This is a genomic window from Marinobacter sp. (assembly GCF_033722195.1).
In the GTDB taxonomy this organism is placed as follows: Bacteria; Pseudomonadota; Gammaproteobacteria; order Pseudomonadales; family Oleiphilaceae; genus Marinobacter.
The window spans coordinates 14,797-40,338 of record NZ_JAWVZL010000015.1; the positions used below are offsets into that span (position 1 = coordinate 14,797).

The 25,542-nt window shown below is 64.5% G+C and carries 24 protein-coding genes and 1 tRNA gene; 11 read left to right on the plus strand and 14 right to left on the minus strand.

Annotated features, from left to right (window positions below; all coding sequences use genetic code 11):
- Positions 1–307: 307 nt before the first annotated feature.
- A complete protein-coding gene (locus R3280_RS04650; RefSeq protein ID WP_318997414.1) occupies positions 308–1,201 on the minus strand; it encodes a methylated-DNA--[protein]-cysteine S-methyltransferase in 894 nt (297 codons plus the stop codon).
- A gap of 173 nt (positions 1,202–1,374) precedes the next feature.
- On the opposite strand from R3280_RS04650, the gene R3280_RS04655 reads away from it, so the two are divergent.
- Together R3280_RS04655 and R3280_RS04660 are read left to right on the plus strand one after the other, a co-directional pair.
- Positions 1,375–3,378: a hypothetical protein gene (locus tag R3280_RS04655; RefSeq protein ID WP_318997415.1), complete on the plus strand. Its 2,004-nt coding sequence runs from the start codon at positions 1,375–1,377 to the stop codon at positions 3,376–3,378.
- Between the two features lie 21 nt (positions 3,379–3,399).
- Complete coding sequence (locus tag R3280_RS04660) at positions 3,400–3,918, plus strand: CIA30 family protein (protein WP_318997416.1); 519 nt, start codon at positions 3,400–3,402, stop codon at positions 3,916–3,918.
- Positions 3,919–3,944: 26 nt separating this feature from the next.
- On the opposite strand, the gene R3280_RS04665 is transcribed toward R3280_RS04660, so the two are convergent.
- The 8 genes from R3280_RS04665 to R3280_RS04700 all read right to left on the minus strand — a co-directional run bounded on the left by R3280_RS04665 (position 3,945) and on the right by R3280_RS04700 (position 10,396).
- A complete protein-coding gene (locus R3280_RS04665) occupies positions 3,945–4,295 on the minus strand; it encodes a DMT family protein (protein WP_318997417.1) in 351 nt (116 codons plus the stop codon).
- Positions 4,296–4,331: 36 nt separating this feature from the next.
- Entirely contained in the window at positions 4,332–5,102 is a 771-nt protein-coding gene (locus tag R3280_RS04670; protein WP_318997418.1) for a pseudouridine synthase, read from the minus strand.
- Complete coding sequence (locus tag R3280_RS04675; RefSeq protein WP_318997419.1) at positions 5,099–6,064, minus strand: tRNA dihydrouridine synthase; 966 nt, start codon at positions 6,062–6,064, stop codon at positions 5,099–5,101. The genes R3280_RS04670 and R3280_RS04675 overlap by 4 nt, the downstream gene beginning before the upstream one ends.
- Before the next feature lie 420 nt (positions 6,065–6,484).
- Entirely contained in the window at positions 6,485–6,706 is a 222-nt protein-coding gene (locus R3280_RS04680) for a DUF2835 domain-containing protein (protein WP_318997420.1), read from the minus strand.
- Positions 6,707–6,713: 7 nt separating this feature from the next.
- A complete protein-coding gene (htpG, locus tag R3280_RS04685; RefSeq protein WP_318997421.1) occupies positions 6,714–8,600 on the minus strand; it encodes a molecular chaperone HtpG in 1,887 nt (628 codons plus the stop codon).
- Positions 8,601–8,714: 114 nt separating this feature from the next.
- Positions 8,715–9,149: a PaaI family thioesterase gene (locus tag R3280_RS04690; RefSeq protein ID WP_318997422.1), complete on the minus strand. Its 435-nt coding sequence runs from the start codon at positions 9,147–9,149 to the stop codon at positions 8,715–8,717.
- Positions 9,146–9,616 carry a PaaI family thioesterase gene (locus tag R3280_RS04695; RefSeq protein WP_318997423.1) on the minus strand — a complete coding sequence of 157 codons (471 nt, stop codon included), beginning with the start codon at positions 9,614–9,616 and terminating at the stop codon, positions 9,146–9,148. Before R3280_RS04695 ends, R3280_RS04690 begins: the two co-directional genes overlap by 4 nt.
- Positions 9,617–9,679: 63 nt before the next feature.
- Positions 9,680–10,396, minus strand: a complete 717-nt coding sequence (locus tag R3280_RS04700) for a DUF599 domain-containing protein (protein WP_318997424.1) — start codon at positions 10,394–10,396, stop codon at positions 9,680–9,682.
- A gap of 197 nt (positions 10,397–10,593) precedes the next feature.
- On the opposite strand from R3280_RS04700, the gene R3280_RS04705 reads away from it, so the two are divergent.
- From R3280_RS04705 to R3280_RS04720, 4 genes are all read left to right on the plus strand, one after another.
- Positions 10,594–11,877 carry a M48 family metalloprotease gene (locus R3280_RS04705; protein WP_318997425.1) on the plus strand — a complete coding sequence of 428 codons (1,284 nt, stop codon included), beginning with the start codon at positions 10,594–10,596 and terminating at the stop codon, positions 11,875–11,877.
- Between the two features lie 246 nt (positions 11,878–12,123).
- Positions 12,124–12,672: a hypothetical protein gene (locus R3280_RS04710; RefSeq protein ID WP_318997426.1), complete on the plus strand. Its 549-nt coding sequence runs from the start codon at positions 12,124–12,126 to the stop codon at positions 12,670–12,672.
- Positions 12,669–13,856 carry an iron-containing alcohol dehydrogenase gene (locus R3280_RS04715; RefSeq protein WP_318997427.1) on the plus strand — a complete coding sequence of 396 codons (1,188 nt, stop codon included), beginning with the start codon at positions 12,669–12,671 and terminating at the stop codon, positions 13,854–13,856. The genes R3280_RS04710 and R3280_RS04715 overlap by 4 nt, the downstream gene beginning before the upstream one ends.
- 274 nt (positions 13,857–14,130) lie before the next feature.
- On the plus strand, positions 14,131–14,817 hold the full coding sequence (locus R3280_RS04720; protein ID WP_318997428.1) for a substrate-binding periplasmic protein: 687 nt from the start codon (positions 14,131–14,133) through the stop codon (positions 14,815–14,817).
- 35 nt (positions 14,818–14,852) lie between these two features.
- Here the strand turns inward: R3280_RS04720 and R3280_RS04725 are convergent, their stop codons facing one another.
- Together R3280_RS04725 and R3280_RS04730 are read right to left on the minus strand one after the other, a co-directional pair.
- Positions 14,853–17,342 (minus strand): ABC transporter permease, encoded by a 2,490-nt coding sequence (locus R3280_RS04725; RefSeq protein ID WP_318997429.1) that lies wholly within the window; start codon positions 17,340–17,342, stop codon positions 14,853–14,855.
- Positions 17,339–18,043, minus strand: a complete 705-nt coding sequence (locus tag R3280_RS04730) for an ABC transporter ATP-binding protein (RefSeq protein WP_318997449.1) — start codon at positions 18,041–18,043, stop codon at positions 17,339–17,341. The genes R3280_RS04725 and R3280_RS04730 overlap by 4 nt, the downstream gene beginning before the upstream one ends.
- 72 nt (positions 18,044–18,115) lie before the next feature.
- Here R3280_RS04730 and R3280_RS04735 point away from each other — a divergent pair, with 72 nt between their 5' ends.
- Positions 18,116–18,781: an arylesterase gene (locus tag R3280_RS04735; RefSeq protein WP_318997430.1), complete on the plus strand. Its 666-nt coding sequence runs from the start codon at positions 18,116–18,118 to the stop codon at positions 18,779–18,781.
- Here the strand turns inward: R3280_RS04735 and R3280_RS04740 are convergent.
- A complete protein-coding gene (locus R3280_RS04740) occupies positions 18,759–19,817 on the minus strand; it encodes a YheT family hydrolase (protein ID WP_318997431.1) in 1,059 nt (352 codons plus the stop codon). The two genes, R3280_RS04735 and R3280_RS04740, sit on opposite strands and share 23 nt — an antisense overlap.
- Before the next feature lie 84 nt (positions 19,818–19,901).
- Here R3280_RS04740 and R3280_RS04745 point away from each other — a divergent pair.
- Positions 19,902–19,977: transfer RNA gene (locus tag R3280_RS04745), tRNA-Asn, on the plus strand.
- Between the two features lie 49 nt (positions 19,978–20,026).
- On the opposite strand, the gene R3280_RS04750 is transcribed toward R3280_RS04745, so the two are convergent.
- Positions 20,027–21,325 (minus strand): M18 family aminopeptidase, encoded by a 1,299-nt coding sequence (locus tag R3280_RS04750; protein WP_318997432.1) that lies wholly within the window; start codon positions 21,323–21,325, stop codon positions 20,027–20,029.
- Positions 21,326–21,483: 158 nt separating this feature from the next.
- Between R3280_RS04750 and R3280_RS04755 the strand changes: the two genes are divergently transcribed.
- Both R3280_RS04755 and R3280_RS04760 read left to right on the plus strand, forming a co-directional pair.
- On the plus strand, positions 21,484–21,993 hold the full coding sequence (locus tag R3280_RS04755) for a hypothetical protein (protein ID WP_318997433.1): 510 nt from the start codon (positions 21,484–21,486) through the stop codon (positions 21,991–21,993).
- 147 nt (positions 21,994–22,140) lie between these two features.
- Entirely contained in the window at positions 22,141–22,758 is a 618-nt protein-coding gene (locus R3280_RS04760) for a porin family protein (protein ID WP_318997434.1), read from the plus strand.
- A gap of 30 nt (positions 22,759–22,788) precedes the next feature.
- Here the strand turns inward: R3280_RS04760 and rlmKL are convergent, their stop codons facing one another.
- A complete protein-coding gene (rlmKL, locus tag R3280_RS04765; protein ID WP_318997435.1) occupies positions 22,789–24,963 on the minus strand; it encodes a bifunctional 23S rRNA (guanine(2069)-N(7))-methyltransferase RlmK/23S rRNA (guanine(2445)-N(2))-methyltransferase RlmL in 2,175 nt (724 codons plus the stop codon).
- A gap of 333 nt (positions 24,964–25,296) precedes the next feature.
- On the opposite strand from rlmKL, the gene rmf reads away from it, so the two are divergent.
- A complete protein-coding gene (gene rmf, locus R3280_RS04770) occupies positions 25,297–25,506 on the plus strand; it encodes a ribosome modulation factor (RefSeq protein WP_318997436.1) in 210 nt (69 codons plus the stop codon).
- Positions 25,507–25,542 lie beyond the last annotated feature (36 nt).

Here is a 25,542-nt window from a genome sequence, read left to right on the forward strand (position 1 = left end):
AGGCCTGCGCCTGCCCCGCTGCCAGAGCCTGCTCCTCCCCGGCGGGCTCCCCGCCTGCACCACCACAGGCCGCCAGCGAGCCGACCAGCATAATCATGGAAAGGTTCAGCCCTAAACGGGCAAAGGCATGTTGCGATACGCTTGAGGACATGGTGTTCTCCGTTTGTGGACCCGGCCAAGCCACGGCAACGCCCGAGTCGTTCTTGTTATGTTCGACTTACAGAACGTTACAAACAGAAACACGGTTGCAGACTCTGGACCCTGATCAGGGAAAAAGCCTGCTTTTGGCCCAAATCGACAGCTTCACTCAGCAACCCCGACCCTCGGCCGCCAGCAGCGCTCGTTTGCGCTCCAGCCCCCAGCGATAACCGCCTAGCCCGCCATCGCCCCGCAGCACGCGGTGGCAGGGCACCAGAACACTGATCCGGTTGGCGGCGCAGGCCGAGGCCGCCGCCCGTACCGCCCGCGGTCGGCCCAGGCGCCGGGCCAGTTCGCTGTAGCTGATCACCTCGCCCTCCCGGATGCCCTGCAGGCACTGCCAGACCTGGACCTGGAAGGCGGTACCCCGCAGGTCCAGCGGCAATTGGGGACAGGGAGCGCTGGCACTCAGGTGGGCGTCCAGCGCGGCGACCCAGTCATCCAGTTCGGGGGTTGCATCGGCGCCCGCGGGTTCGATCCGGGCGGCGGGAAATTCCGCTGCCAGGCGCTGGCGCAACTCGGTTTCGGTATCGCCGAACTGGGCGAAGCAGACGCCACGGGCGGTGGCTGCCATTAACAGCGGCCCCAGAGCGGTCATACGGCAGGCGTAGTGGACGGTCTCGCCCCTGCCGCCCTCGCGATAGCGCCGGGGCGCCATGCCCAGGGAGCGGGTGGCCTCACCATAGACCCGGCTGACCGAGCCATAGCCGGCGCCAAAAATGGCATCGGTGACGCCCTCCCCGGCCTTCAGGGAGGCTCGCAACCGGGCCATCCGGAGGCCATCCTGGTAGGCCCGGGGCGACACTCCGAATGCCGCCTTGAACCGACGCTGCAGGCGGGAGGCCGACAGCCCCACAAGCGCACCCAGACTGGCCAGGGTGTGGCGCTCATCCGGATAAGACTCGAGGTAGCGGGCCACCCGGGCCAGGCATTCCGTACCCGTGGCCGTGCCCCTCACAGGCATGGCGGCAGTATTGGGGTTGGGATCCCGGTGCGAAGTCATGGCTTGAACTCCTGTTGCTGTATGCCATGGTTTTACCGGGAGCCGGCACGGTTTTCCATCCGTTTCTTGCCGCCTGCGGATTTCGTTTTGTACCGATTGCCATGCCACCATACGGTGGCGCAGGATCTCCACCAAAAGGATGTCACCCATCCCCCGGAAAAGGAGCCCGCCGTATGGGCCAAAGCCAGCGTAACCCATCCCTCAGCCCGGTCCTGCTGCAGTTCGACGCGGCCCTGGGGGAGTTCGCCCTGGCCCGCAAGCGGGACCCCAAGGCCTCCAGCCTTGCCCTGCTGGAGCGCTCACGGCAGCTGATGACGCTGCCCGGCGGCTTCGATGCCCTCTACCGCCGGGTGGCGGCGCTGGAATCCGCCGGTATCTTCGGCACCAGCGACTGGTCCCAGCCCGCCATCCTGCAGCCGGCCCTGGCCCGCTATTCACTGCGGGAGGCAGGCCCGGTCACGACGGTGGTGGAGGCCCTTAGCGAGATCCGCCTGCTGGCGGTGGTGTCCGGGGACTATTTCCACCCCGGCATATCGGCGGAGCAGGCCCGGCATTTCCTGACCCAGGTCATGGCCCTCAACCTGGACCTGCTGTCCGGTCAGATGACGGAAGCGGACCGGGAGCGTCCCAAGCAGCTGGGTATCATTGTCCAGCAGCTATACCAGTACCTGATTTCCCACCTTGGCTACCACGACCTGCTGGACAGCCTGGTGGCGGAGGTCTGGCGCCTGCTGGACCAGGGCCCGGTGCAGGTGGACAGCATCTGCGACATGATCGGGCAGATCGCCAAATGCCTGTACGACCCCAGGCTAAAGACCAGTGCCACCACCGAGGCCAGCCGTCTGGTACGGGCCCTGTTCGCCCCGACCCCGGCCAGCGCCGATGACCCGGGGCTGGCCGTCTATCTGGAGCGACTCCTGGAGATGGACACCAGGGCGCTGGCGGAGGAGGCCCGCCACCTGGCCCGCAACATGCACGAGACCGGCCTGGCCTCCGCCTACCATGCCGTCATGCTTCGGCATCTGCGTCGCATCGGCGACGACCGCCATATTTCCGCGGTGCTGGGGCTGACCATGACCGGGCTTGACGATTTCTACTGCTATCACGAACTGGTGCTGACGCTGATCGACGAGGCCATCTTTCCGGAGACCTGCCAGGCCGTCTACGGCCTCACCATGATGCTGGAGCGGGGCTCACTGTTTAACCAGCAGACGGCACAGGCACTCTGGCGCCAGATCAAGCTGCCGCTGTCCCGGGAAACCTCCGAAGTACTGGCCTCCGCCTTCGGTGATGCCCAGCCGCCGCGGGTCTTCCTGCTGGCGGGTGTGCTCAACCTGCTGGGTCAACCCTTGGGGGTGGGTCAGGGCAACAACCCCAGCTGCCAGTCTGCCATCGGTCTATCCATGTGGGCGGCGCACGAGGCGGACTACCTGCTTCAGGTGCTGGCCTGGGCGGCGCGGGACAACGAGGTGCTGACCCGTTTCGAGGGCCATGCGGTGTCGTCCAAGAACCTGGCTCCGGGTCTGGTGAAGGACACCCCGGTGGATGTGGATCCGGTGTCGCTGATCCTGATCCCCCACATGGACCGCATCTACGGCGAGATGTGGCGCCGCTGCGAGGGTCGTGACGACGACGCCCACCGCTGGATCAACCCGGAGTTCTATGGCTGGTGGGTCAGCCACGGCTTCCGGGTGGTGGCGGACATCCACACCGGTGAGGTGCGGGATTACGAAGGCTTCGTGCGGCATTTCTACGCCAGCTACCACCCCTACTACAATGGCCATATGCCGGTCATCCACCCCCAGCCGGCCGGTATTGCGGTGACCGACAGTGCGGCCCGCTATGTCGGTCGCCATGCCATTACCATCCTGCGGGTGGCGCTCAGCCCCAGCAACGAGATGCGGGTGTACTTCTTCAACCCCAACAACGACAGTGGCCAGGACTGGGGCCAGGGCATCACCTGCTCCATCCGAAGCCACGGCGAGCTGCGGGGCGAAGCCTCCCTGCCGATCGCCGAGTTTGCCTCCCGGCTTTACGCGTTCCACTATGACCCGCTGGAGTTGGGTGACCTGGCAGCGGTGCCGGAGGCCGACATCCAGCAGGTGGTGGCCCTGGGCCGAGGCAGCTGGGCGTCGCCGGTGGAAAAACCCAGGGCCGGAGGGGGCCATCGTCCCTGACCATTCGTTTGCGGGAGCACCATGTTGGGCGATACTTCGGAGACAATCCTGTGCCGCTTTGACGGCAGTGCCAACGAGCCCCGGTGGCGGGCCATCAATGACGAGGTCATGGGCGGCGAGTCCGAAGGGGAGCCTCTGGTTCACGATGGCCGGCTGATATTCCGGGGGGAGACTTCCCTGGCCAACAACGGCGGGTTCTCCTCGATCCGGGCCAGTGTCCGGCATTACGACCTCAGCGCTTTCAACGCCATCAGCCTGGCGGTCAAGGGCGACGGCCGCCGTTACCAGTTCCGGCTCTACACCAGCGCCCGCTATGGTTCCTCCCGAATCGCCTACCGCGGCCAGTTCGACACCCGGGCGGGCCAGTGGCAGACCATCACCCTGCCCTTCACGGATCTGCAGCCGGTGTTCCGCGGCCGGCGCCTGAGCGGCCCGCCCTTCGATCCATCGGACGTGGTGGAGCTGGGATTCCTGATCGCCGACCGGCGGGAAGGCCCGTTCGAGCTTGTGATTGATCGCATCGAGGCCACCACCGGTTAGAAAGCCTCAATGTTTACCAGCGCGGCTCAGACAAGCTTGCTGCGGAACATGAAATAGACCGCTCCCACAAGGCAGAGTCCGGCCCAGAGATAGTCCAGTTTCAGCGGCTCCTTCAGGTACATCACCGAGAAAGGCACGAATACGGTCAGGGTAATGACTTCCTGCAGGATCTTGAGCTGGCCTACCGACAGCACCGTGTAGCCGATCCGGTTGGCGGGCACCTGGAACAGGTATTCCAGCAGGGCCACACCCCAGCTTACCAGCGCCGCAATGATCCAGGGCTTGTGGTTGAGCTCCTTGAGGTGGGCGTACCAGGCGAAGGTCATGAACACATTGCTGACGATGAGCAGCGAGATCGAGATCAGTACGGGGTGCATGGATGTCCTTCACGGCGCCAACGAGCTGGCGCCAGTTTAATCGCTTTGGCCCCTGCAAGCAGCTTCCATTGCAGCAGGGTCGCCGAATACCGATAGCACCTGCCGGAAACTGGCCTCAGGCTCCGAGTACAGCGCCAGCGGCTCGCCGGTGACCGGATGCTGCATGCTCAACGCGGTGGCCGCCAGCATCAGCCGACCGGGTGGGAAGCGCTCCGCGAAATAGCGGTTGTGACGACCCCGGCCGTGGTTGGCGTCACCGATGATGGGATGGTGGATGTGCTTCATATGGCGGCGCAGCTGATGCTTGCGGCCGGTTTCCGGATGCAGTGCCACCAGGCTGTAGCGGCTGCTGGGGTAACCCTCGATGGCCACCGGGAGTTCGGTGGTGGCCAGGCACCGGTAGCGGGTTCGGGCCTCCCGGACCGGCTGGGGCTCGCCCTTGCGCCTGCGGTCCTCCGGCTCCTCCCGCAGGGGATGGTCGATCAGCCCCAGCGCCGGCACCCAGCCCCGCACCATGGCCAAGTAGGTCTTGGTGACCCCGCCCGCCATCAGGGTCTGGCCGAGGCGGCGGGCGGCCTCCGGGTCCCGGGCGAACAGCAGCAGCCCCGAGGTGGGCCGGTCCAGACGATGTGCCGGGTAGACGTGCTCGCCGCCATTCAGGGCGCGGGCGTACTGCAACGCGAATTCGGTCTCGTGACGGTCGATGGGACTGCGGTGCACCAGCAGGCCGGCGGGCTTGTGCACCGCCAGCAGCCAGCGGTCACGGTAGACCTCGGTGAGCGGATTGGGCCGCGGGGTCTCGCTCACGCCGCCTGGCGCTTGGCAGCGGCACCGGCCAAGGTGGCATAGAGCGCGTCCAGTTCCCGGATCTTGCGGGCCTGGGGCCACACCGCCTCGGCCTCGGCAAAGCCCCGGCGCAGGTAGTTGAGCCATTGCTTGATGCGCCCGGCCACGTACTTGTCTTCGAGATGACCCTGCAGCGCCTGGCCATAGCCGCGCACCAGCTCCACCGCCTCGGCCCAGGTCATGGCCGGCAAGGTGGCGCCGCGCTGGCTGGCTTTGATCTGGGCTGCCAGGTCCGGTCTTGAGATCAGGCCCCGGCCGATCATGATGTCGTCACAGCCGGACACTTCCCGGCAGCGCCAGTAATCCTCTACTGTCCAGATCTCGCCGTTGGCAATGACGTGGGTCTGGACCGCCTCGCGGACCCGGCCAACCTCCTCCCAATAGGCTGGCGGCCGATAGCCATCCACCTTGCTGCGGGCGTGGATGACGATCTCGGCCGCACCGGCGGCCTCCAGGGCCTGGCCGCAAGCCACGCCCATGGACCGGTCGTCGTAGCCCAGGCGCATTTTCGCGGTCACCGGGATGTGGTCCGGCACCGCGGCGCGCACCGCGGCGGTGATTCGATACAGCAGGTCGGGCTCCTTCAGGAGCACCGCCCCTCCCTTGTGCTTGTTGACCGTCTTGGCGGGGCAGCCAAAGTTGATGTCCACCTGGGGCGCGCCCAGCTCGGCGGCGCGGGCGCCATGCAGGGCCATCTGATGGGGGTCCGAGCCCAGCAGCTGGACCGCCACCGGCACGCCGCTGCGGGTGCGGCACTGGTTGGGCAGCTCAGGGGCGTACTTGAGGAAAATACGGGGCGGCAGCATGCCGTGGGTGACCCGGATAAATTCCGTCACGCAGCGGTCGATGCCCCCCACCTGGGTCAGGGTTTCGCGAATGGGGGCGTCAACCAGACCCTCCATGGGCGCAAGAATGATGCGCATGAACTCTCCGGAGTAGCTGCAATTACATGGTATCGGGCCGGCATTCTAGCGGTTTTCTGATCAAAAAAAAGCCGGCCGTAAAAACGGCCGGCACTCTCTCACCAGGATCGCCGGGCGGGAATCCCGCCCCCCGGTCGTACTGGATGCTTTGCTGGTCGGAACGCTGGTGCTACTGCCCCAGGGCGTAGTTGCCGGCGTATTCGAACCAGGTCTCGAGCCTGAGACGGTAGCGCCGCCCAAGCCCGCGGATATGTATCGACATGGCCACCTCCTCCTCTGAGGATCTATCTCTCAATCTAGTCCAGAAAATGCCGGCTGGTAAATCAATTATTCGAGGGGCCGTGAAAGAATTTGGCTATCGACCGGGACGCCAAGTGGCAGGGGCTATGGAAAGGCGAAGGAGAGACCGTGTGGGGGGCGTCAGTCCAGACGTTCGATACGTGTGAACTTGCCGGTGCTGTCAAAGTGAATCCGGAAACTGCCGCGTATCCCGTCACGCAGGTAGAAACGGGACAGGATACGGGCCGGGAAACGGACACTGCGCCCGTCCCGGGCCGTGGCGTGAACATCGCGGGCCACCCCCTGGTAGAGTTTCACCCACTCATCCGGGGTGATCGCGATGTCCACGTCCAGGTGCTGCATGGGCCTGTCAGTTGCTCAGGTCCAGCAGCAGGCGGTTGAGCCGGCTGACGTAAGCACCCGGGTCTTCCAGCTGCTCGCCGCTGGCCAGGGTGGCCTGGTCGAACAGCACCGCGGAGAGCTCGTCGAAGCGCTCGTCACTCTTCTCGTGCTCCAAGCGCTGCACCAGCGGATGGTCGGTGTTGAGCTCAAAAATGGGCTTGCTTTCCGGCACCTTCTGGCCGGCCGCTTCCATGATCTTGCGCATCTGCAGGCCCATGTCGTGCTCGGCCACCACCAGGCAGGCCGGCGAGTCGGTCAGGCGCTTGGTCACCCGCACGTCCTGCACCCTGTCACCCAGGGACTTCTTGACCTGTTCCAGCAGGTCCTTGTGGGCCTCAGTGGCCTCCTCCTGGTGCTTCTTGTCCTCTTCGGTCTCCACCTCGCCCAGGTCCAGATCGCCACGGGCCACATCCTGGAACTGCTTGCCGTCGTATTCGTTGAGGTAGCCCATCATCCACTCGTCGATGCGGTCGGACAGGATCAGCACTTCGACGCCTTTCTTGCGGAAGACCTCCAGGTGCGGGCTGCTCTTGGCGGCGGTGAAGGTATCGGCGGTGATGTAGTAGATCTTCTTCTGACCTTCCTTCATGCGGCCGATGTAGTCGTCCAGGGACACGTTCTGGGTCTTGTCACCGGTGTGGGTGCTGGCAAAGCGCAGCAGCTTGGCAATCTTTTCCTGGTTTGAGAAATCCTCCGCCGGACCTTCCTTCATCACGGTACCGAACTCATTCCAGAAGGTCTGGTACTTGTCGGGGTCCTTGTTGGCCAGTTTCGACAGCATGTCCAGGACCCGCTTGGTGACGGCGGAACGGATGCTCTCCACGGTGCTGTCGTTCTGCAGGATCTCCCGGGACACGTTCAGGGACAGGTCGTTGGAATCGATCACACCCTTGGTGAAACGCAGGTACAGCGGCAGGAACTGCTCGGCATCGTCCATGATGAACACTCGCTGCACGTACAGCTTGAGGCCACGGGAAGCATCACGCTGGTACAGGTCGAACGGCGCCCGGCCCGGGATGTAAAGCAGGCTGGTGTAGTCCAGCTTGCCTTCCACCTTGTTGTGGGACCAGGTCAGCGGGTCCTCGAAATCGTGGGCAATGTGCTTGTAGAACTGTTTGTACTCTTCGTCCTTGATCTCGGTGCGCGGCAGGGTCCAGAGCGCGGTGGCGTCGTTGACGGTTTCTTCCTTGGCTTCGGACTCCGGGTCCTCGGACTTCATTACCACCGGGAAGGAGATGTGGTCGGAGTACTTCTTGACCAGATTGCGCAGGCGGTAGCCGCTGGCAAACTCTTTCTCTTCCTTCTTGAGGTGCAGCACGATCTGGGTGCCGCGGGCTTCTCGCGTGACCTGCTCGATGGAGAACTCGCCCTCACCGGCGGATTCCCAGTGCACGCCCTCCTCGGCGGGCCGGCCGGCCTTGCGGGTGAAGACTTCGACCCGCTCGGAGACGATAAAGGCGGAGTAGAAGCCGACACCGAACTGGCCGATCAGCTTGCTGTCCTTTTTCTCGTCACCGGTGAGCTGGCCGAGGAATTCCGCGGTGCCGGACCGGGCGATGGTGCCCAGGTTCTCGATCACCTCGTCCCGGGTCATGCCGATGCCGTTGTCGGTGATGGTGACCGTGCGCTTCTTCTCGTCGTAGTCGAGACGGATCTTCAGGTCCGGGTCGTCCTCGAACAGGCTGTCGTCCTTGAGGGCGGCGAAGCGCAGTTTGTCCTCGGCGTCGGAGGCATTGGAGATCAGCTCGCGCAGGAAGATTTCCTTGTTGGAATACAGCGAGTGGATCATCAGGTGGAGCAGCTGCTTCACCTCGGTTTGGAAACCCAGGGTTTCTTTCTTGGATTCGACCGTCATGGCTTGAGGTTCTCCTGACTGCTTGTCTTGGTCATGGACCGGGTCGGTTGGCTGTCAGGAGAAATGGGGCCCGGGTCGGGGTTTTCAAGTGCCTTCAAGCCGGGAAACCCGTGCTCAGTCGTTCAGCAGGAAATGCGCCCGGGCGGTGGCAATCGGCTGACGCCGGGATTTCTGCCAGGCGGTGACCTGGACGTTGGCGACACGGTTGCCCTGACGGGTGAGATGACACTCGGCGAAGGTCTCCCGGTCCAGACCGGCCCGCAGATAATCAAGGGAAAAATCCACGATCTTGGGCACCCGGAAAGTGTCCTGGGACATCATCAGGTAGATGGCGGCGGAGGTTTCCATGAAACCGCCGATCACGCCCCCGTGAATGGCCGGCAGGATGGGGTTGCCCAGGTTCTCGGGCTTGGTGGGCAGGCGGAAGATGAGGTCGTCCCCGAAGCGGTCGCACTGCAGGCCGATAAAGCGGGCGTAAGGAATGCTCTCCAGCATGCGGCTGAAGTCACCGGTCTGCTGGGTGTGGTTGAGGATCTCCGGCGAGGTCATTCGGCACCTCCGGTGATCAGGTCCCGATAGGCCTTGGGTGTCGCCTCGCGGCCGATCCGCATGAAGGTGCCCACGCACTGGGCCACGGTTTCGCCCTCCGCCTGGTAGGCCTCGCAGCGGGTGAACACGATGTTGCGGGTCATCCGGTAGACCTCGGCCCGGGCATACACCGGCAGGTCGGGTTCGGCCGGGCGCATGTAGTCCACCCGCAGGTCGAGGGTCGGGCAAAGCTCGAACTCCGGCAGCGCGCAGATCATCACCGAGCCGGAAGTGGTGTCCATCAGCGTGGTGATGGCGCCGCCATGGATGACCCGGGTCTGGGGATTGCCGATGATTCTCTCGCTGTAGGGCAGGCAGAGCACCAGATGCTTGTCGCTGGCGTCGGTGACGGTCAGGCCCAGCTCCCGGGCCTGATTGAGGGTCTGTATAAACCGGTTGACCCGGTCCATGCGGTTGGCGTCAGTCATCAAATCAGCCTAGCAGTTGGTTTCGGGTATTTCACAGTGGCCCGGGCAAACGCCTGACGGTTTTCAGGCGGGCTTTTCCGGTTCTTCGAAAACCTTGCCCGAACGCAGGGCCTCCAGCGCAACCGACCGGAATTCGCGCCGGTAGAGCACGTACACCACCCAGGTGGAGGCGACGATGCAGAACAGCGGATGGATGAACCAGGTCACCACCGCCAGGGCGTAATAGTAGGAGCGCAGTCCCAGGTTGAAGGCGTCTCCGGCCTGGTTGCAGACCCTGGCGGCGCTGACGGCAAAAGCCTCCCGGGCCGCCGGGCTGGTCTTGCCGTCCTCCGGGCTGGGCGCGCTGCCGATCAGCACCGCCACGAAATTATAAAGCCGCATGGACCAGGTGAACTTGAAGAAAGCGTAGACGAACACCAGCAGCAGGGTTACCAGCCGCAGCTCCCAGATCTCCCGGCTGGGCACAGTGCCGAAGGGCAGCGCCGCGAACACTTCCATGACCTCCTGGGTGTAGCCCAGCGCGGTGATGATACCGGCCAGGATCAGCAGGCAGCTGGAGGCGAAAAAGGCGCCGTTGCGCTCCAGGTTGCCCACCACCGATGCGTCGGAAATCCGGTTCTCACGGCGGATCATGTACCGCATCCAGTCCTCCCGGTACAGATCCAGGGTGTTGGAGAGGCAGGGCCGGCTGCCGGCACGGCGTCGGGAATATTCGCTGTAGCCGATCCAGCAGACCAGGAACCAGGCAAGAGCGATCAATTCGAGGACGGCAGCGGCCATGAAAGGGGTCCGGCGTTAGGTCAAACGGGGCACAGATAATACCCCATCAGCCGGGGGCCCTCCACCGGCAAGGCGGTGATCGTATCCGCCGCAACTGTGTTATAACATCTGGAAAAACCGGGCCAGGGCCGCTCGCATCCTTGCTTGACGCTGTCCATCCCTGATCCTGGCCATGCTTGAAACTACGGGAGCCGAATGTGATCACCCGAACCGCAACCCAGTGTGTCCTCCTTGTTGGTCTGCTTGCTGTGCTGGCGGGCTGTTCCGTCAACCCGGTCACCGGCGAGAAGCAGCTGTCGCTGATCCCCGAAAGCCAGGAAATGCAGATCGGCAAGGAGCAATACCAGCCCACGCTGCAGATGCAGGGGGGCAAGTATTACCTGGACCCGGAGCTGACGGTTTACGTCAATGAAGTCGGCCAGAAGCTGGCGGCGGTAAGCGACCGGCCCGACCTGCCCTATGAATTCGAGGTCATCAACAGCAGCGTACCCAACGCCTGGGCCTTGCCCGCCGGCAAGATCGGCATCAACCGGGGCCTGCTGCTGGAGTTCGACAACGAGGCCCAGCTGGCGGCCGTGCTGGGGCACGAGATCGTCCACGCCGCCGCCCGCCACAGCGTCCAGCGTATGCAGCAGGGCATGATCGTCAGTGCCGGGCTGGCCGGGCTTGGCCTTGCCCTGTCCGACAACGAGTGGGCCGGCCTGGTGATGGGCGGGGCCGCAGTGGGCAGCCAGATCGCCCTGGCCCAATACAGCCAGAGCAACGAGCTGGAGTCGGACCATTACGGCATCCGCTACATGAAGGAGGCCGGCTACGATCCCCAGGCGGCGGTGGAGCTGCAGAAAATCTTCGTCCGGCTGTCGGAGGGCCAGACCCCGCCGGGATTCCTGCAGGGCCTGTTTGCCACTCACCCGCCCTCCCAGAAACGGGTTGAGGAGAACCAGGAACTGGTCAACAAGATCGGCGCCGGTGGCTACCTGGGCCGCGAGGTCTACCAGGAGAAGCTGAGTTACCTGCGCAAGCATCAGCCCGCCTATGAGGCCGAACAGGAAGCCCAGAAACTGGCCAAGGACGGCAAGATCGACGCCGCCATGGCCAAGATCAACGAGGCCATCCGGATCGAGCCGGACGAAGCGGGCTTCTACGCCTTCCGCGGCTACCTTCACGAGCAGAAGAATGCCACCAGGCAGGCCAAGGCGGATTACGACAAGGCGGTCTCCCTGTACCCGGAGATGTTCAGTTACCGGCTCCAGCGCGGGCTTCATGAAATGGAGCTGAACAACCTGAGCCAGGCCCAGCAGGACTTCAAGGCCGCCAACGACGTGGTACCCACCTCCATCGCCTTTCTCAAGCTCGGGGATATCGCCGTCGCCCAGGGCCGCCGCCAGGATGCCCTGCAGTTCTACAGCCAGGCCGCCAAGGCCGAGGGTGAGATTGGCCAGGAAGCCCAGCGCAAACTGGCCGCCCTGACCCAGGGATAGCGGTTCTCCAGGCCCCGGCAGAATGGTGTGCCAACCTGCGCACACCGTCCTGCCCACGGCCACCACCTTGTCAGGTTTTCTCGACTGCCAGCACGCCGCTGGGGCTTCTGCCTGCCATGAATTCGGGCTTTGGCCGCAGTGACGGCGTATTTGTGTCAGGGACTGCATTGACTTCTAGAGCAATAACTCTAAAAATCAGCCTAGCCCGAACCCAAACCGTTCCCCAACCAAAGGCGGACCGAACTCATGCTAACCCGACGTATCAAACCCATGGCCCTGCAGGCGCGCCGTCTCTATGTGGAGGTCATGTTCCAGGTCATGGGCCAGGCCCTGCAGGCCATCAGCGAGGTGGACGACAAGGTCCAGGCCGAGGCTCGGACCCTGCCCAACGGTTTTCTGTTCGAAATGATGGTGATGCCCAACGGCCCCAGGCTGGTCATCGAGCATCTGGGCGCCGGCGCCTTCCAGTATCACGGTGACACCGCCCCCCGGTCGGTGGACCTGTCGATCCAGTTCAAGCATATCGCCCACGCGTTCCTGGTGCTGTCGTTCCAGGAAAAGACGTCCGTGGCCTTTGCCAACGACCGGATGCTGGTGGACGGCGACCTGGGCTACGCCATCCGCATGACCCGGATTCTCAACCGCCTGGAAGCCTTCATCCTGCCCAAGCTGGTGGCCTCCCGGGCGGTCAAGGAGTACCCCAAGGACCTCAACCTGCCCAGCAAGGTGATCAGCGCCGCCCGCATCTACCTGAAAGTGGCCAGCCAATTCTTCGATACGGTGAGAGCATCATGAGCAACCAATATTACGAGTTTTTCTGCCCGGTCAAGGTGATCGCCGGCAAGGCCGCCCTGGAGCACATTCCCTACGAACTGACCGGCCTGGCCGCCAAGCGCCCGATGATCATCACCGACAAGGGTGTGCGGGCCGCCGGCCTGCTGGATCCGGTGATTTCCGCCTGCGAGGAAAGCGGGCTGGAAATTGTCTCCATCTATGACGACGTGCCGCCGGACTCCTCCACCGCCGTGGTGAGGAACATCACCGGCGTCTACCGGGCCGAGAAGTGCGACTCCATCATCGCCATCGGTGGTGGCTCTGCCATCGACACTGCCAAGGCAGTCAACATCCTGGTGTCGGAAGGCGGTGACGACATCGGCGAATACGTCGGCGCCGGCGTGCTCAAGCGCCCGCTGAAGCCTTTCTTCGTGGTGCCCACCACCGCCGGCACCGGCTCGGAAGTGACCGCGGTGGCGGTCATCGCGGACCAGGACAAATCCGTCAAGCTGCCGTTCAGCTCGTCGTTCCTGCTGCCCAATGCGGCCATCATCGACCCCCGCATGACCCTGACCCTGCCGGCCCATATCACCGCGGCGACGGCCATGGATGCCATGACCCACGCCACCGAAGCCTTCACCTGCATGGCCAAGAATCCGCTGAGCGATGCCTACGCCACCTCGGCGATCAAGAAGATCAGCACCTCGCTGCTGACGGTGATGGACAACCCCAAGGACGCCGACGCACGGCTGGAACTGGCCCAGGCCTCCACGATGGCGGGCATCGCCTTCTCCAATTCCATGGTGGGACTGGTACACGCGCTCGGTCACGCCACCGGCGCCATCTGCCATCTGCCCCACGGGCTATGCATGAGCCTGTACCTGCCTTACGTGCTGGAGTACAACCTGGAGACCATCCGTGGACCGCTGGGCGAACTGCTGCTCTATCTGGACGGCCCGGAAGCCTACGCCAACACGCCGGCCAGCCGCCGGGCCGAAGCCTCGATCTCCGCGATCCGGCGCCTGCGGGATGCCCTCTACAAGCGCTGCAAGCTGCCCCGGACCCTCAAGGAAACAGGTAAAGTGGAGGAAAGCCAGCTGGACCGGATCGCCGCCGCGGCGCTGGACGACGGCTCGATCATGTTCAACCCGAAGGAAGTCAGCCTCGAGGATGCCCGCGCGGTACTGCAACGCGCCTGGTCCTGACGGGGCCGCCCGGTGGCCGGCACCCGCCGGTCACCGGGCTACTTGGCGATTTCTGATTGAAAAACCTGTCTAGAAAAGCAACAATCCAGATTCAGTTTTCCAAACAAAAGTTGCGGACGGACCTGCCCTCTTTGGCTGTGAGGCTTTCCAGTCAGCGGCTTTCTGAGTCGGACCTATGCCCCATCGCCCAACGCCAAGCCTGCTTTCAGCCCTTCTGTTTCTGTGCCTCGCCCTGACATTCCAGACATCGGCGCAGGCAACCGATCCGAACCAAATGCGCGAAGCCGGTGTTCTGCGCCTGAACGTGGGTCCCAACGGCTACCCGCCCTATATGATCATCGGCAGGGACGGCCAATACTCCGGGATTGTCTGGGATGTGGTTACCCGCATAGCCAGGCGGCTGGACTACCGCGTGGTGCCCCACAAGATTCCCCGTAAGCGGGTGGACCAGATGATCCTGGAAGGCTACATCGACGCCACCCCCCGGGCCAAGGAGTGGACCCAGAAGCCCGAGCGTTTCCTGTTCACCCAGCCCATTACGCGGATCCGGGAGGTTTTCTTCACCACCCGTGACCACCCGATCTTTTACCGCGTGCCTTCAGACATCGAGGGCGAGACCGTGGTCACCCACCTGGGCTATCGTTACCCGGAACTGGAGCCGGTATTCCAGTCCGGCAGGGCCAAGCGCTTTGACGTCACCAAGGACAGGGACATGTTCCGCCTCCTGCTGGATGCCGATCACTTCGAGGTGGCGGTGGCCGATGAGGCGGTGGGCCTCTGGATCATCCGCAACAACGACTGGCAGGACCGGATCAAGGTCAGCGACGGCGCCATTTCCAACTTTGGCTATCGCCTGATGCTGGCCCCGGGCTGGCAAAGCTTCGTTGAGAATTTTGACCGTGAGCTGGCCATCATGAAGGACAGCGGCGAGCTGTCCGACATACTGCACCAATACCGGTAAGCCGGCGCCGCCCGGGGGCGGCTACCCTGTCTGCCCTACTCCAGACGCCGCAGCAGCAGCATGGGCGATACACTGAGCACCGGCCTGAGTTGCCACCGGCCCAGCAATGCCAGCACCAGCGCGCTGATCAGCGGGATCACGGTGACGATCTGCCAGTGCCAGCGGAACTCGCCCTGGAACATGCGGTATTGGAGGGCCCACACCGCCACTTCCGCCGCCAGCACCCCCAGGATGCCGGCAAACAGGCCCAGCAGGGCAAACTCCAGCATGGTGCTGCGCACCAACAGGGATTGCCGCCCGCCAAGGGTGCGCAGCAAAGCTCCCTCCCGCTGGCGGTCCTGCAGGGTGGCGCTCACCACCGCCGCCATCACCACCAGCGCCGCCGCCAGGATCAGCGCAAGTATGGCCTCGATGGCCTGCGCCACCTGGCGAACGATGCCCTGGATGCGCTCGATGATATGGTCCAGCTCCAGCACCGAGATGGTGGGGAATTCCCGGGCAAAACTGTTGAGGTCGGACTTCTGTTCCTCGGGCAGATAGAAGCTGGTGATCCAGGTGGCCGGCATGCCCTCAAGCGCGCCGCCCGGCGGGAAGGCCATGTAGAAGTTGGGCTTCATGCTGTCCCACTGCACCGTGCGGATGCTGGTAATGGGCTCGGAGATGGTATCCGAGCCTATGGTGAAGCCCAGGGTATCCCCCACCTGTACGCCCAGCTTTTCCGCCAGTTCGGCCTCCACAGAGACTCCGCGGGTCTGGCCCTGGTCGAACCATTCCCCAGCGACGATGCGGTTGTCCTCCGGCAGGTCCTCCATCCAGGTCAGGTTCAGTTCCCGGTTCAGGGCGTTGACGTTGTTTTCCTTGCTCACCGCCTGGCGTACAGGCTCGCCGTTGATCTCGGTCAGGCGCCCGCGCACCATCGGATACAGTGTGTCCAGCGGCAGGTCCCTTTGCGCCAGGAACTGCTCCACATCGTCCACTGCTTCAGGGGCGATGTTGATCAGGAAATGGTTGGGCGTGTCCTCCGGCAGCTGGGCCTGCCAGTCCTCCAGCAGTGACGAGCGCACCAGGATCAGGGTGGTTGCCAGCATCAGGGTCATGGCGAAGACCGCAATCTGGGAAAGGCTGGCCCGGCGATGGCGGTAGAGCCCCACCAGCGCCAGCCGCCAGGCGTTGCCGCCGCCGGAAAGGCGCCGCAGCGATGCCACCAGGGCCCAGCCCAGCACCAGCAGGATGGCCATCAGGGCGGCCAGGCCACCCAGCAACGCCAGCACCAGCTCGATCTGCCGGGCGTAGAGCCACACCAGGCCGAACACCGCCACCACTGCGATCAGGATATCCAGCCAAGCTTTCTGACCGGACTCGCCGGGCTGGCTGCGCAGCACCCGCATGGCGGGCACATCCCGTAGCCGCCGGATCGGCGGGAAGGCAAAGGCGAACAGCGACACCACCGCGGTCAACAGGGCCGGGCTCAAGGCCAGCAAATCGATGCTGGGGTCCACGGCGCGGTCCAGGGCCTGGGCCATCAGGTGGGTGAGCAGGTAGAACAGCGGCAGCGCCACCAGCAGTCCACCGGCCAGGCCCACCAAGCCCCAGAGCGCCAGGCGGGAGAGATAGAGCCGGCCAATGGCCCGGCTGCTCACCCCGAGGGTCTTGAGCAGTGCCACCGTGTCACGCTGACCCAGGGCGTACTGCCGGCTGGCGACCGCGACAGCCACCGCCGCCAGCAAAACCGCCAGGCTGCCCCCCAGCAGCAGGAAGCGCTCGGCCCGCTCCAGCGAATCCGACAGAGTCTGGCCGTCGCGGATGCTCTCCCATTCATGGCTCGGGCCCAAACGGGGTTCCAGCCACTCGTAATAGGCCTGCAGCGCGGCCTCGTCGCCGGCGAACAGGTTAACGTACTCCACCCGGCTGCCTTCCTGGATAACGCCGGTGGCCGGCACATCCTCGGAGTGCATCATGATCCTGGGCGCCAGCGCCGACATGTTGAAACCGCCGTCCGGTTCCCGAATCAGCAGACCGCTCACCTCCAGGGACCTGGCCCCCACGTCGATGGAATCCCCCACCGACACGTCCAGCAGTTTGAGCAGTCGCGGATTTAGCCAGACCTGGCCCTGCTCCGGGCCTCTGGTCAACATCTGCCGGGGCGCGTCCAGCGCGGTCTGGAACTCGATTTCGCCACGCAGGGGGTAATTGCTGTCAACGGCCTTGACCGCCACCAGCTGGAACTCCTCGCCCCCGAACACCATGGTGGAGAACTCCACCATTTGCGCGGTTTGCAGGCCCCGGCTACGGGCCTCCTGGCGCCACTCGGCGGGAATCTTCTCGCCGTTCTCGGCCTCCAGCTGGCGGTCACCGGCCAGAAAGGCGCTGGCGGAGGTGACCAGGGTCTGCTGCAACTGGCTGGCGAACAGCGCGATGGTTGCCACCGTCGCCACCGCCACGATCAGCGCCGACAGCACTACCCGGACGTCGCGCTCGCGCCAGTCCCGGCGCACGGAGGACAGTTTGCGGGTGGCGCTGCTCATTGCACTGCCTCCGCGCGGGCCTCGGCCTTCCCGGCAGGCGCCGCCTCCGAGAGCCGGCCGGCCTCGATCTGGAACTGGCGCTGGCAGCGGGCCGCCAGCTGCTCGTCGTGGGTGACCATCACCAGGGTGGTGCCCTGCTCCTTGTTGAGATCCATGAGCAGATCGGATATGGCCTGGCCGGTGTGGTTGTCCAGGTTGCCGGTGGGCTCGTCGGCAAACAGGATGATGGGGTCGGCGGCAAAGGCCCGGGCAATGGCCACCCGCTGCTGCTCACCGCCGGACAGCTGCCGGGGCGAGTGCTGCAGGCGCTCCCCCAGGCCGACCCGGCGCAGCAGCTCCCGCGCCTTCGCCTCGGGGTCGTCGCTGCCGCCAAGCTCCAGCGGCAGCATGACGTTCTCCAGCGCGGTAAGGGCCGGCAGCAGCTGGAACGACTGGAACACGAAACCCACCCGCTGAGCCCGCATCTGGGCCCGCTTGTCCTCGCTGAGCTCACTGATTCGGGCGCCGTCCAGCTCCACCACGCCCTCGCTGGGCAGGTCCAGGCCCGCCAGCAGGCCCAGGAGAGTGGTCTTGCCGGAACCGGAACGGCCCACAATGGCGACGGATTCGGAGCGCTTGATTTCAAGACTGACCCCTTGCAAGATCGTCAGCGTATCACTGCCCAGGTCCACGGTGTGGGTCAGATCGGAAACCCGCAGCATGGTGTCTCCGACGTTTCGGTCGATTCGAGCTTGGTCGTTCACAGGCACTCCTGGCACGAGAATAGAAGAGAGATGGTTATCAATACGGCAAAGACTTCCCTGAGATCAATCCTTTTCCTGGCTCTGCTGGTGCTCAGTGCCCAGGCACTGGCCGGTTCCGGCGCCATCCTGATCATGGGCGACAGCCTCAGTGCCTCCTATGGCGTCCAGACCGAAAGAGCCTGGGTGGCCCAGCTGCGGGAGCGCCTCGACAGCCGCGTTGAGGGCGACTGGACGGTAGTCAACGCCAGTATCAGTGGCGAGACCACCGATGGCGGCCTGCGCCGGCTGCCGGACCTGCTGTCCCGCCACCAGCCGGATATCGTGGTGATCGAGCTGGGCGGCAACGACGGCCTGCGGGGCTTTCCGCCGGGTGTCATTGAGAACAACCTGGCCACAATGATCGAGTTGAGCCAGGAGTCCGGTGCCCGGGTTCTGCTGGTGGGCATGCAGATGCCGCCCAATTACGGCCCCCGCTACACTGAGGCTTTCGCCGACATCTATCCCGACCTGGCCGAGGCCAAGGAGACCGAACTGGTGCCCTTCTTTCTGGAGGGCATCTACAACCAGCCCGGCATGATGCAGGACGACGGCATCCACCCCACCGGGGACGCCCAGGCCCGGCTGCTGGACAACCTCTGGCCCCATCTCGAACCCATGCTGGAACAAACCGGGTCTAGGAGCGCGCAAGCTGACTGAAGAACACCGTGGCCCGGCGTTCGGACCAGTAGTAGCCATCCTGTGACTGCTCCACAAAACCCACGTGGCCGCCCCAGCGGGGTGCCTCCAGGGTAACGTGCCGGCCAAGCTGCTTCGGTGAGTCCGGGAAACAGGCCTCCGACAGGAAAGGATCGTCCTCGGCACTGACCATCAGCGCCGGCACCCGGATGTCCCGCAGGCGACCCAGCGCCGAGCACCGGGCCCAGTAGTCCCGGGCACTGGCGAAGCCGTGCAGGGGCGCGGTGTAGAGGTCGTCAAACTGGTGAAAGTTGCGAATACTGTCAAATCCGGTGATATCGATCAGGTCCGGAAACCGCTCCGCCTTGGCCTGCATTTTGACCTTCAGGTCCCGCAGAAATCGCTTCATGTAGATCCGCCGGCTGGGCCGGGCCAGCATATCGGCACTGCCCGCCAGGTCACAGGGTACCGAGAAGGTCACCGCGCCCCCGATGCGGCTGTCCAGCTGCTCCCCCTGCTGGGCCAGATAGAGCAGCGTCAGGTTGCCGCCCATACTGAAGCCGGCCAGCCCCAGGCGGCGGTAATCTCCGGTCAGGGCGTGACGCACTACCTGGTCCAGGTCCTCGGTGGCGCCACTGTGGTAGAAGCGGGGCTGGTGATTCATGACACCACCGCAGGAACGGAAGTTCCACGCCAGCACGTCCCAGCCGTCCCGCAGCAGGGCCCGGGCAAGCCCGATCATGTAGGAGCGGCGGCTGTGACCTTCCAGGCCGTGGCAGAGGATGGCGAGGCGGTCGCTGCCCTGGCGGTACCAGTCCAGGTGAAGCTCGTCGTTATCCGGCGTGGCGATTACCTCCACCTCCGGCTCCTCCAGCGCCACCCGGCGGAACAGCGTCGGCCATACCGACTGCAGGTGGCCGCCCCGAAGCCAGACCGGCGGCCGGTAGTGCAGGGCCCGCTGGCTGTAACCGGCGGGTACCGGATGGGGTTCATGGCCAATGTGAGACGGGTCGGAGGGACCGGGGCGGGAGCTGCGGTCAGGACCGGCTTGGATCATGGACTGGGGGACCTTTAATCATTCATTTCATGGGCTTGACCGGCGTCATCAAACTCCTTAATATGCCGGCCTCAACGACGCTGTTCCCCGATAGCTCAGTTGGTAGAGCAACGGACTGTTAATCCGTTTGTCGCTGGTTCGAGCCCAGCTCGGGGAGCCACCTATTCTGAAAAGCCGCTGCCGGACAGCGGCTTTTCTGTTTTCCGGCCTCAGCCGTTTACCTGCGGCCACTGCAGGAATTCCCGCAGCACCCGGTAGAGGTTGTGGCCATCCGCCACACCCGCCATCTCCCGAATGGAATGCATGCCCCACTGCGGCACACCGATATCCAGGGTGGTAATACCCAGGTTGCCGGCGGTTACCGGGCCGATGGTGCTGCCGCAACCCATGTCGCTACGTACCACGAAGGTCTGGCTGGGCAGCCCCAGCTCCTCGCTGATGTGTCGATAGAGCGCCGCCGAACGGCTGTTGGTGGCGTAGCGCTGGTTGTGATTGACCTTGATCACCGGGCCCTTGTTCAGCAGGGGGCCGTGATTCTCGTCGTGCTTGTCGGCAAAATTCGGATGCACGCCGTGGGCATTGTCCGCCGACACCATCATGGAGCGGGCGATGACCCGGCTGCGCGCCTGCGCCCCCACCCAGCGGTCCAGCACCGAGGCCAGGAAGGGCCCATGGGCACCCTCCGCCGACATGCTGCCCACTTCCTCATGATCGTTGCACACCAGCAGCGCCGGCTGGTCGCCGGAGGTGTCGATCAGAGCCTGCAGGCCGATGTGGCAGCTGAGCAGGTTGTCCAGCCGGGCAGAAGCCACGAAGTCCTGGTTCAGGCCGATCAGCGCAGCTGGCTGGCAGTCGTAGAAGTTGAGCTCGTAGCCCAGTAGCTTGTCCACCTTCAGTTCCGGCGACTGCACCAGCATCTGGTTCCGTACCAGGTCCTGGAAGCGGGTGGCGTCCTCCTCGCCCACCTGCATCAGCACCGGCGGCAGATCGGTCTGGGCGTTCACCGACCGGTTGCTGTTGGCTTCCCGGTCCAGGTGGATCGCCAGGCTGGGAATGAAGGCCACCGGCCTGGCGAAGTCCACCAGGGCGTCCCGGACCTCACCGTCGGCATCGCGATAGGTCACCCGGCCGGCCAGGGACAGGTCCCGGTCGAACCAGGGATTCAGCAGGACGCCCCCGTAGACTTCCACCCCCACCTGGAAATAGCCCTTGCGGCGCAGCTCCGGGTTGGGCTTCACCTTCAGGCAGGGGCTGTCGGTATGTGCACCCACCATGCGCACCCCGCTCTCCAGCGCCGGCTTGCGCCCGGTCTGGAAGGCCACCAGGGAGGAGCCGTTGCGCACCACGTAGTAGCCCCGGCCCTGCTCCAGTTGCCACTCGTCCTTTTCGTCCAGCTCGGTGAAACCGGCGGCATCCAGCCTGGCGGTCATCTGCCGCGTGGCGTGCCAGGGGGTCGGGGAGTGGGTCAGGAAATCGAGCAGTGACTGGTTGAAATCCGCGTGTTCCATGGTGTCCTTGCTTGGCTGATAATGAGGCCGACAGTATGGCATGATGCCGCAGCCGCGATAAGCCACCCTGTCGCAATCCCGGCTCCGGAATTCCGGACCGGCGCCACGGCAATGCAGCCTTACAGGCTATCCCACAGGCAAGCTCACAGGAGAGACCCTTGGCCTACACCTCCGTGCCCCGATTCCTTGACATCGAGTACAGCGAAACCGAAGACGGCCTGCTGCCCACGGCCATGAGCTGGTCGCTGGCGGACGGCCGGATGAAAGTGGTGGTGATCGAGCCGGACGAGGCCTGGCTGGCGTATGACGAGATGCCGGACGTGGATCTGCGCTACCTGCAGGAACAGGGCGTGCCGCTGATCGAACTGGCCCGCGCCCTGCACGAGGACCTGCCGGACCAGGTGGTCTATGTGGACGGTCTGGACCCCGACGACGCGCTGGTGGAAATGATCTTCGAGGCGGTGGGCATGGAGCAGCCGTTCGAGCTGGCACCGGTATCGGAACTGATCACCGGCCTGCACCGCGCCGACATCGAGGATGCCCGTCAGGCCCTGATTTTCCAGGAGGGGCTGGACCCGCTGCTACCGGAAACCGGCGTCTACGCCCTGCTGCTGCTGGCCCATCAGGCGGGGTTGGTGGAAACCGGGGAGGACTCCGGGGATTTGTGACCCAGGTCGACGTAACAAACCGTTACACGAGGCAGACTTCAGCTGACCCAAGCCCCCCGCCGGGGCCGGACCCCTCGCCTACTCCGACATCAGCTGGGACCCACAACAAGAATGACACTGCCTAGACGACTCCGTGCCGCGCTTTCTTTGACAACCGCCCTGCTGGTGGCCCAGGGCGCGCCGGCGCAGGAAACCGCCGCCCCGGCGGAACCGGCCCGGGAAGACCTGTACTACGTGGGCCTGATCGGCAGCCTGGTGCAGCTCCGCAGCCTGGAGTCCGCCATCACCGACGACCAGGACGAAATCACCGACGTCGTGGCCGACAGCGCCGACCTGAACACCGCCAGCCTGATCATCGGCGGCCACATCTCCGAGCTTTTCCACGCCGAGATCCGCCTGGGCGGCGGCCTGTCCGAGGCCAAGGTCCGCAACGATCTGACCATCAGCCTGGACTACTTCGCCAGCTGGTTCTTCGGCATCCATTACCCCCTGACCGATTTCGCCCACGGCTATGCCCAGTTCGGCTTCACCCACCTACAGGGTGAGGCCGAGCTGACCAATCCGGACGCCAACCGCAACAGCCGCTATGACGACCTGGCGGGGGACTTCCCGGACAGCTCCTTCAGCGCCAGCTGGCTGATCGGCCTGGACCTGGAGCTGTTCGACAACGCCTACCTGGTGCTGGAGGGCGGCAAGCTCTTTGAGGACACGGTAACGGACGTTACCGGCTATCAGTTCTCTTCCGGCCTGCGCTACGAGTTCTAGCCCAAACGCCCTGCTGCGGCGGAGCTCACCTCAGCCGGGATGACGGATGTGCCAGCAGCGATGGATACGGGCGTTGCGCTGAAAATCCCGGTCGATGGTGTCCCGGCTCACCTCGGTGACCTGGAATTGCTGCTCCAGTGCCTCCTCGAGCCGGAAGCGGCGGAAGTTGTTGGAGAAGATCAGCAGCCCGCCCGGCGCCAGTCGGGCCATGGCCTGCTCCACCAGTTGCCGGTGGTCCCGCTGGATATCCAGCACGCCTTCCATTCGGGCCGAATTGGAGAAGGTCGGCGGATCCATGAAGATCAGGTCGAAGGTCTCACTCAGGTTTGAGCGGTTGGCCAGCCAGGTCAGGCAGTCCGCCTGCTCCACCCGGTGCCGGCGGCTGTCGGCATTGTTCAGGGCCAGGTTCTCCCGCGCCCACTGCACGTAGGTCTTCGACATGTCCAGGCTCAGCGACGACGCCGCTCCGCCGACGGCAGCGTGGACGCTGGCCACCCCGGTGTAGCAGAACAGGTTCAGGAAGCGCTTGCCCGCCGCGTGCTGCTGGATCCAGTGGCGAACCGGCCGGTGGTCCAGGAAGAGCCCGGTATCCAGGTAATCCTTGAGATTGACCCGGAGCTGGCAGCCGTATTCCTGCACCGTGAAGAATTCGCCGGTGGCGGCCTGCTTCTCGTACTGGCTGGTGCCCGCCTGGCGCTGGCGCTGTTTGCATACCATCGCCTCCCGCGGCAGATCCAGGGCCTCGGGAATCACCGCCAGGGCCTCCGCCAGGCGCTCCCGGGCGGCCCGTTCGTCCACCGACTTGGGCGCGGCGTATTCCTGGACATGGACCCGGTCACCGTAGAGGTCGATGGCCAGGGCGAATTCCGGCATGTCGGCGTCGTACAGCCGATAGCATTCGATGCCCTGCTTGCGGGCCCACTGGCCCAGGGTCTTGCGGTTCTTGCGCAGGCGGTTGCGCAACATGTCTGCGCGCTCCTGGTGGAAGATGTGGGGCATGACCTCACCGGGGGCGCCAATCTCCCGGGATCGGGTCTCACTGGCCTTGTCCACCTGGAACAGCAACAGCTGGGCGGGCAGTTTGCCGTTGTAGAGCTTGTACTGCTTGTAGCTGCGCAGGCCGATGGCGTGGCCGGCTTCCGGCGCCCCGGTGAACACCCCCAGCCGCCAGCCCGGCAATTCCGCCTTGATGCGCTCCCCCAGCAAGCGGTAGAGCCCCCCCAGAGTCTTGCGTTCACTGAGACGTTCGCCGTAGGGCGGGTTGACCAGGACCAGGCCCTGCTCCGACCAGCCGGTCGGACGCTGGAACTCCGCCAGCTCCCGGCATTCCACATGGACCACGCCTTCCAGCCCGGCCCGTTTGATGTTGCGCCAGGCGGTGGCGATCACCTCCCGATCCTGGTCGAAGCCGTTGAAATTCGGCAGCGGCCCCTGGCGGCCCTGCGCCTGACGGGTCCGGGCCTCGGTCAGCAGGGACTGCCAGAGAGCGCCGTCGTGCCCCAGCCAGCCGGCAAAGCCGAAGCCATCCCGCAGCAGACCCGGCGCCTGATCCATGGCCATCAGCGCGGCCTCGATCACCAGGGTGCCGGAACCGCACATTGGGTCGACGAAATCGCCGCCCTCGGCGGCAATGGCCGGCCAGCCGGCCCGCAGCAACAGCGCCGCCGCCAGGTTCTCCTTCAGCGGCGCGGCGCCTTTCTCGGTACGATAGCCCCGGCGATGAAGACTGTCGCCACTCAGGTCGATACCCAGTTGCACCAGGCCACGGTGCAGCCGCGCCGAGACGATGATGTCGGGGTTGTCGGTGTCCACCGAAGGCCGGCTGCCGTCGGGTTGCCGGAGGCGGTCGACCACGCCGTCCTTGACACGCTGGACGCCGTACTGGGTGTTGCGGATGGCGTCGTTCTCACCCACGAAGGCCACCTTGAAGCGACCCTCCACCGCCAGATGCGCCGACCAGTCGAGCGCCCGTACGCCCTCGTACAGCTTGTCGCCGCTGGTGGCATCCAGCTCCGCCAGATGCAGAATCACCCGGTTGGCCAGCCGCGACCACAGGCAGGCGCTGTAACCCGCGGCCAGCGGCCCCTGAACCCAGACCCCTGCGGGGGCATTGCGCACAGGCTCCAGACCCAGTTCCCGGAGCTCGTCGGAGAGCAGGTATTCCACGCCTTTGGGACAGGTTACAAAAAAGTTAAGGGTGGACAAGGTTTCCTCCATTTTCGGGCGTTCGGGTCCAGCCTGCGTTCTGGCAGGGCGGCCAAGAAAGACAGTCACTGTTTATGTCACACAAACATAAGCGCAGCTTCATATAGATGAAATAAATAGTGTACATGGGCAGAGTTTTCATCTTACCTTGTTCGAGACGCGTCTTTGGGAGGCCGAGGTTTCCCTTACACAGGATCCTGAACGGTTCGGATTGGTAAAGGCAAGCGGATCAATGTCCCTGGTGCTACGGAAAGGGCCCGGACAACGCTGCTGACACCGATCGGACTGGTGTGTACACACTTGTTCTGTTCAATCCATGATGTGAGGAACGGCATGAAAAGACAGAAAAGAGACATGTACGCTCGTGCATTCAAGCGCGGATATCTGGCCGGTGTGTCCGGAAAATCCAAAGACAGCTGCCCGATTGACCAGGTGGAAATCAGACAGGAGTGGCTCAGCGGGTGGCGCGAAGGGCGCACAGATCACTGGGAAGGCATGACCGGCGTTTCCGGCATTCACAAACTGGCGAATGTCACGGCGTAGCCCTCTTCGTCTCGGGGCGCTTCGGCTCCCCGCCTG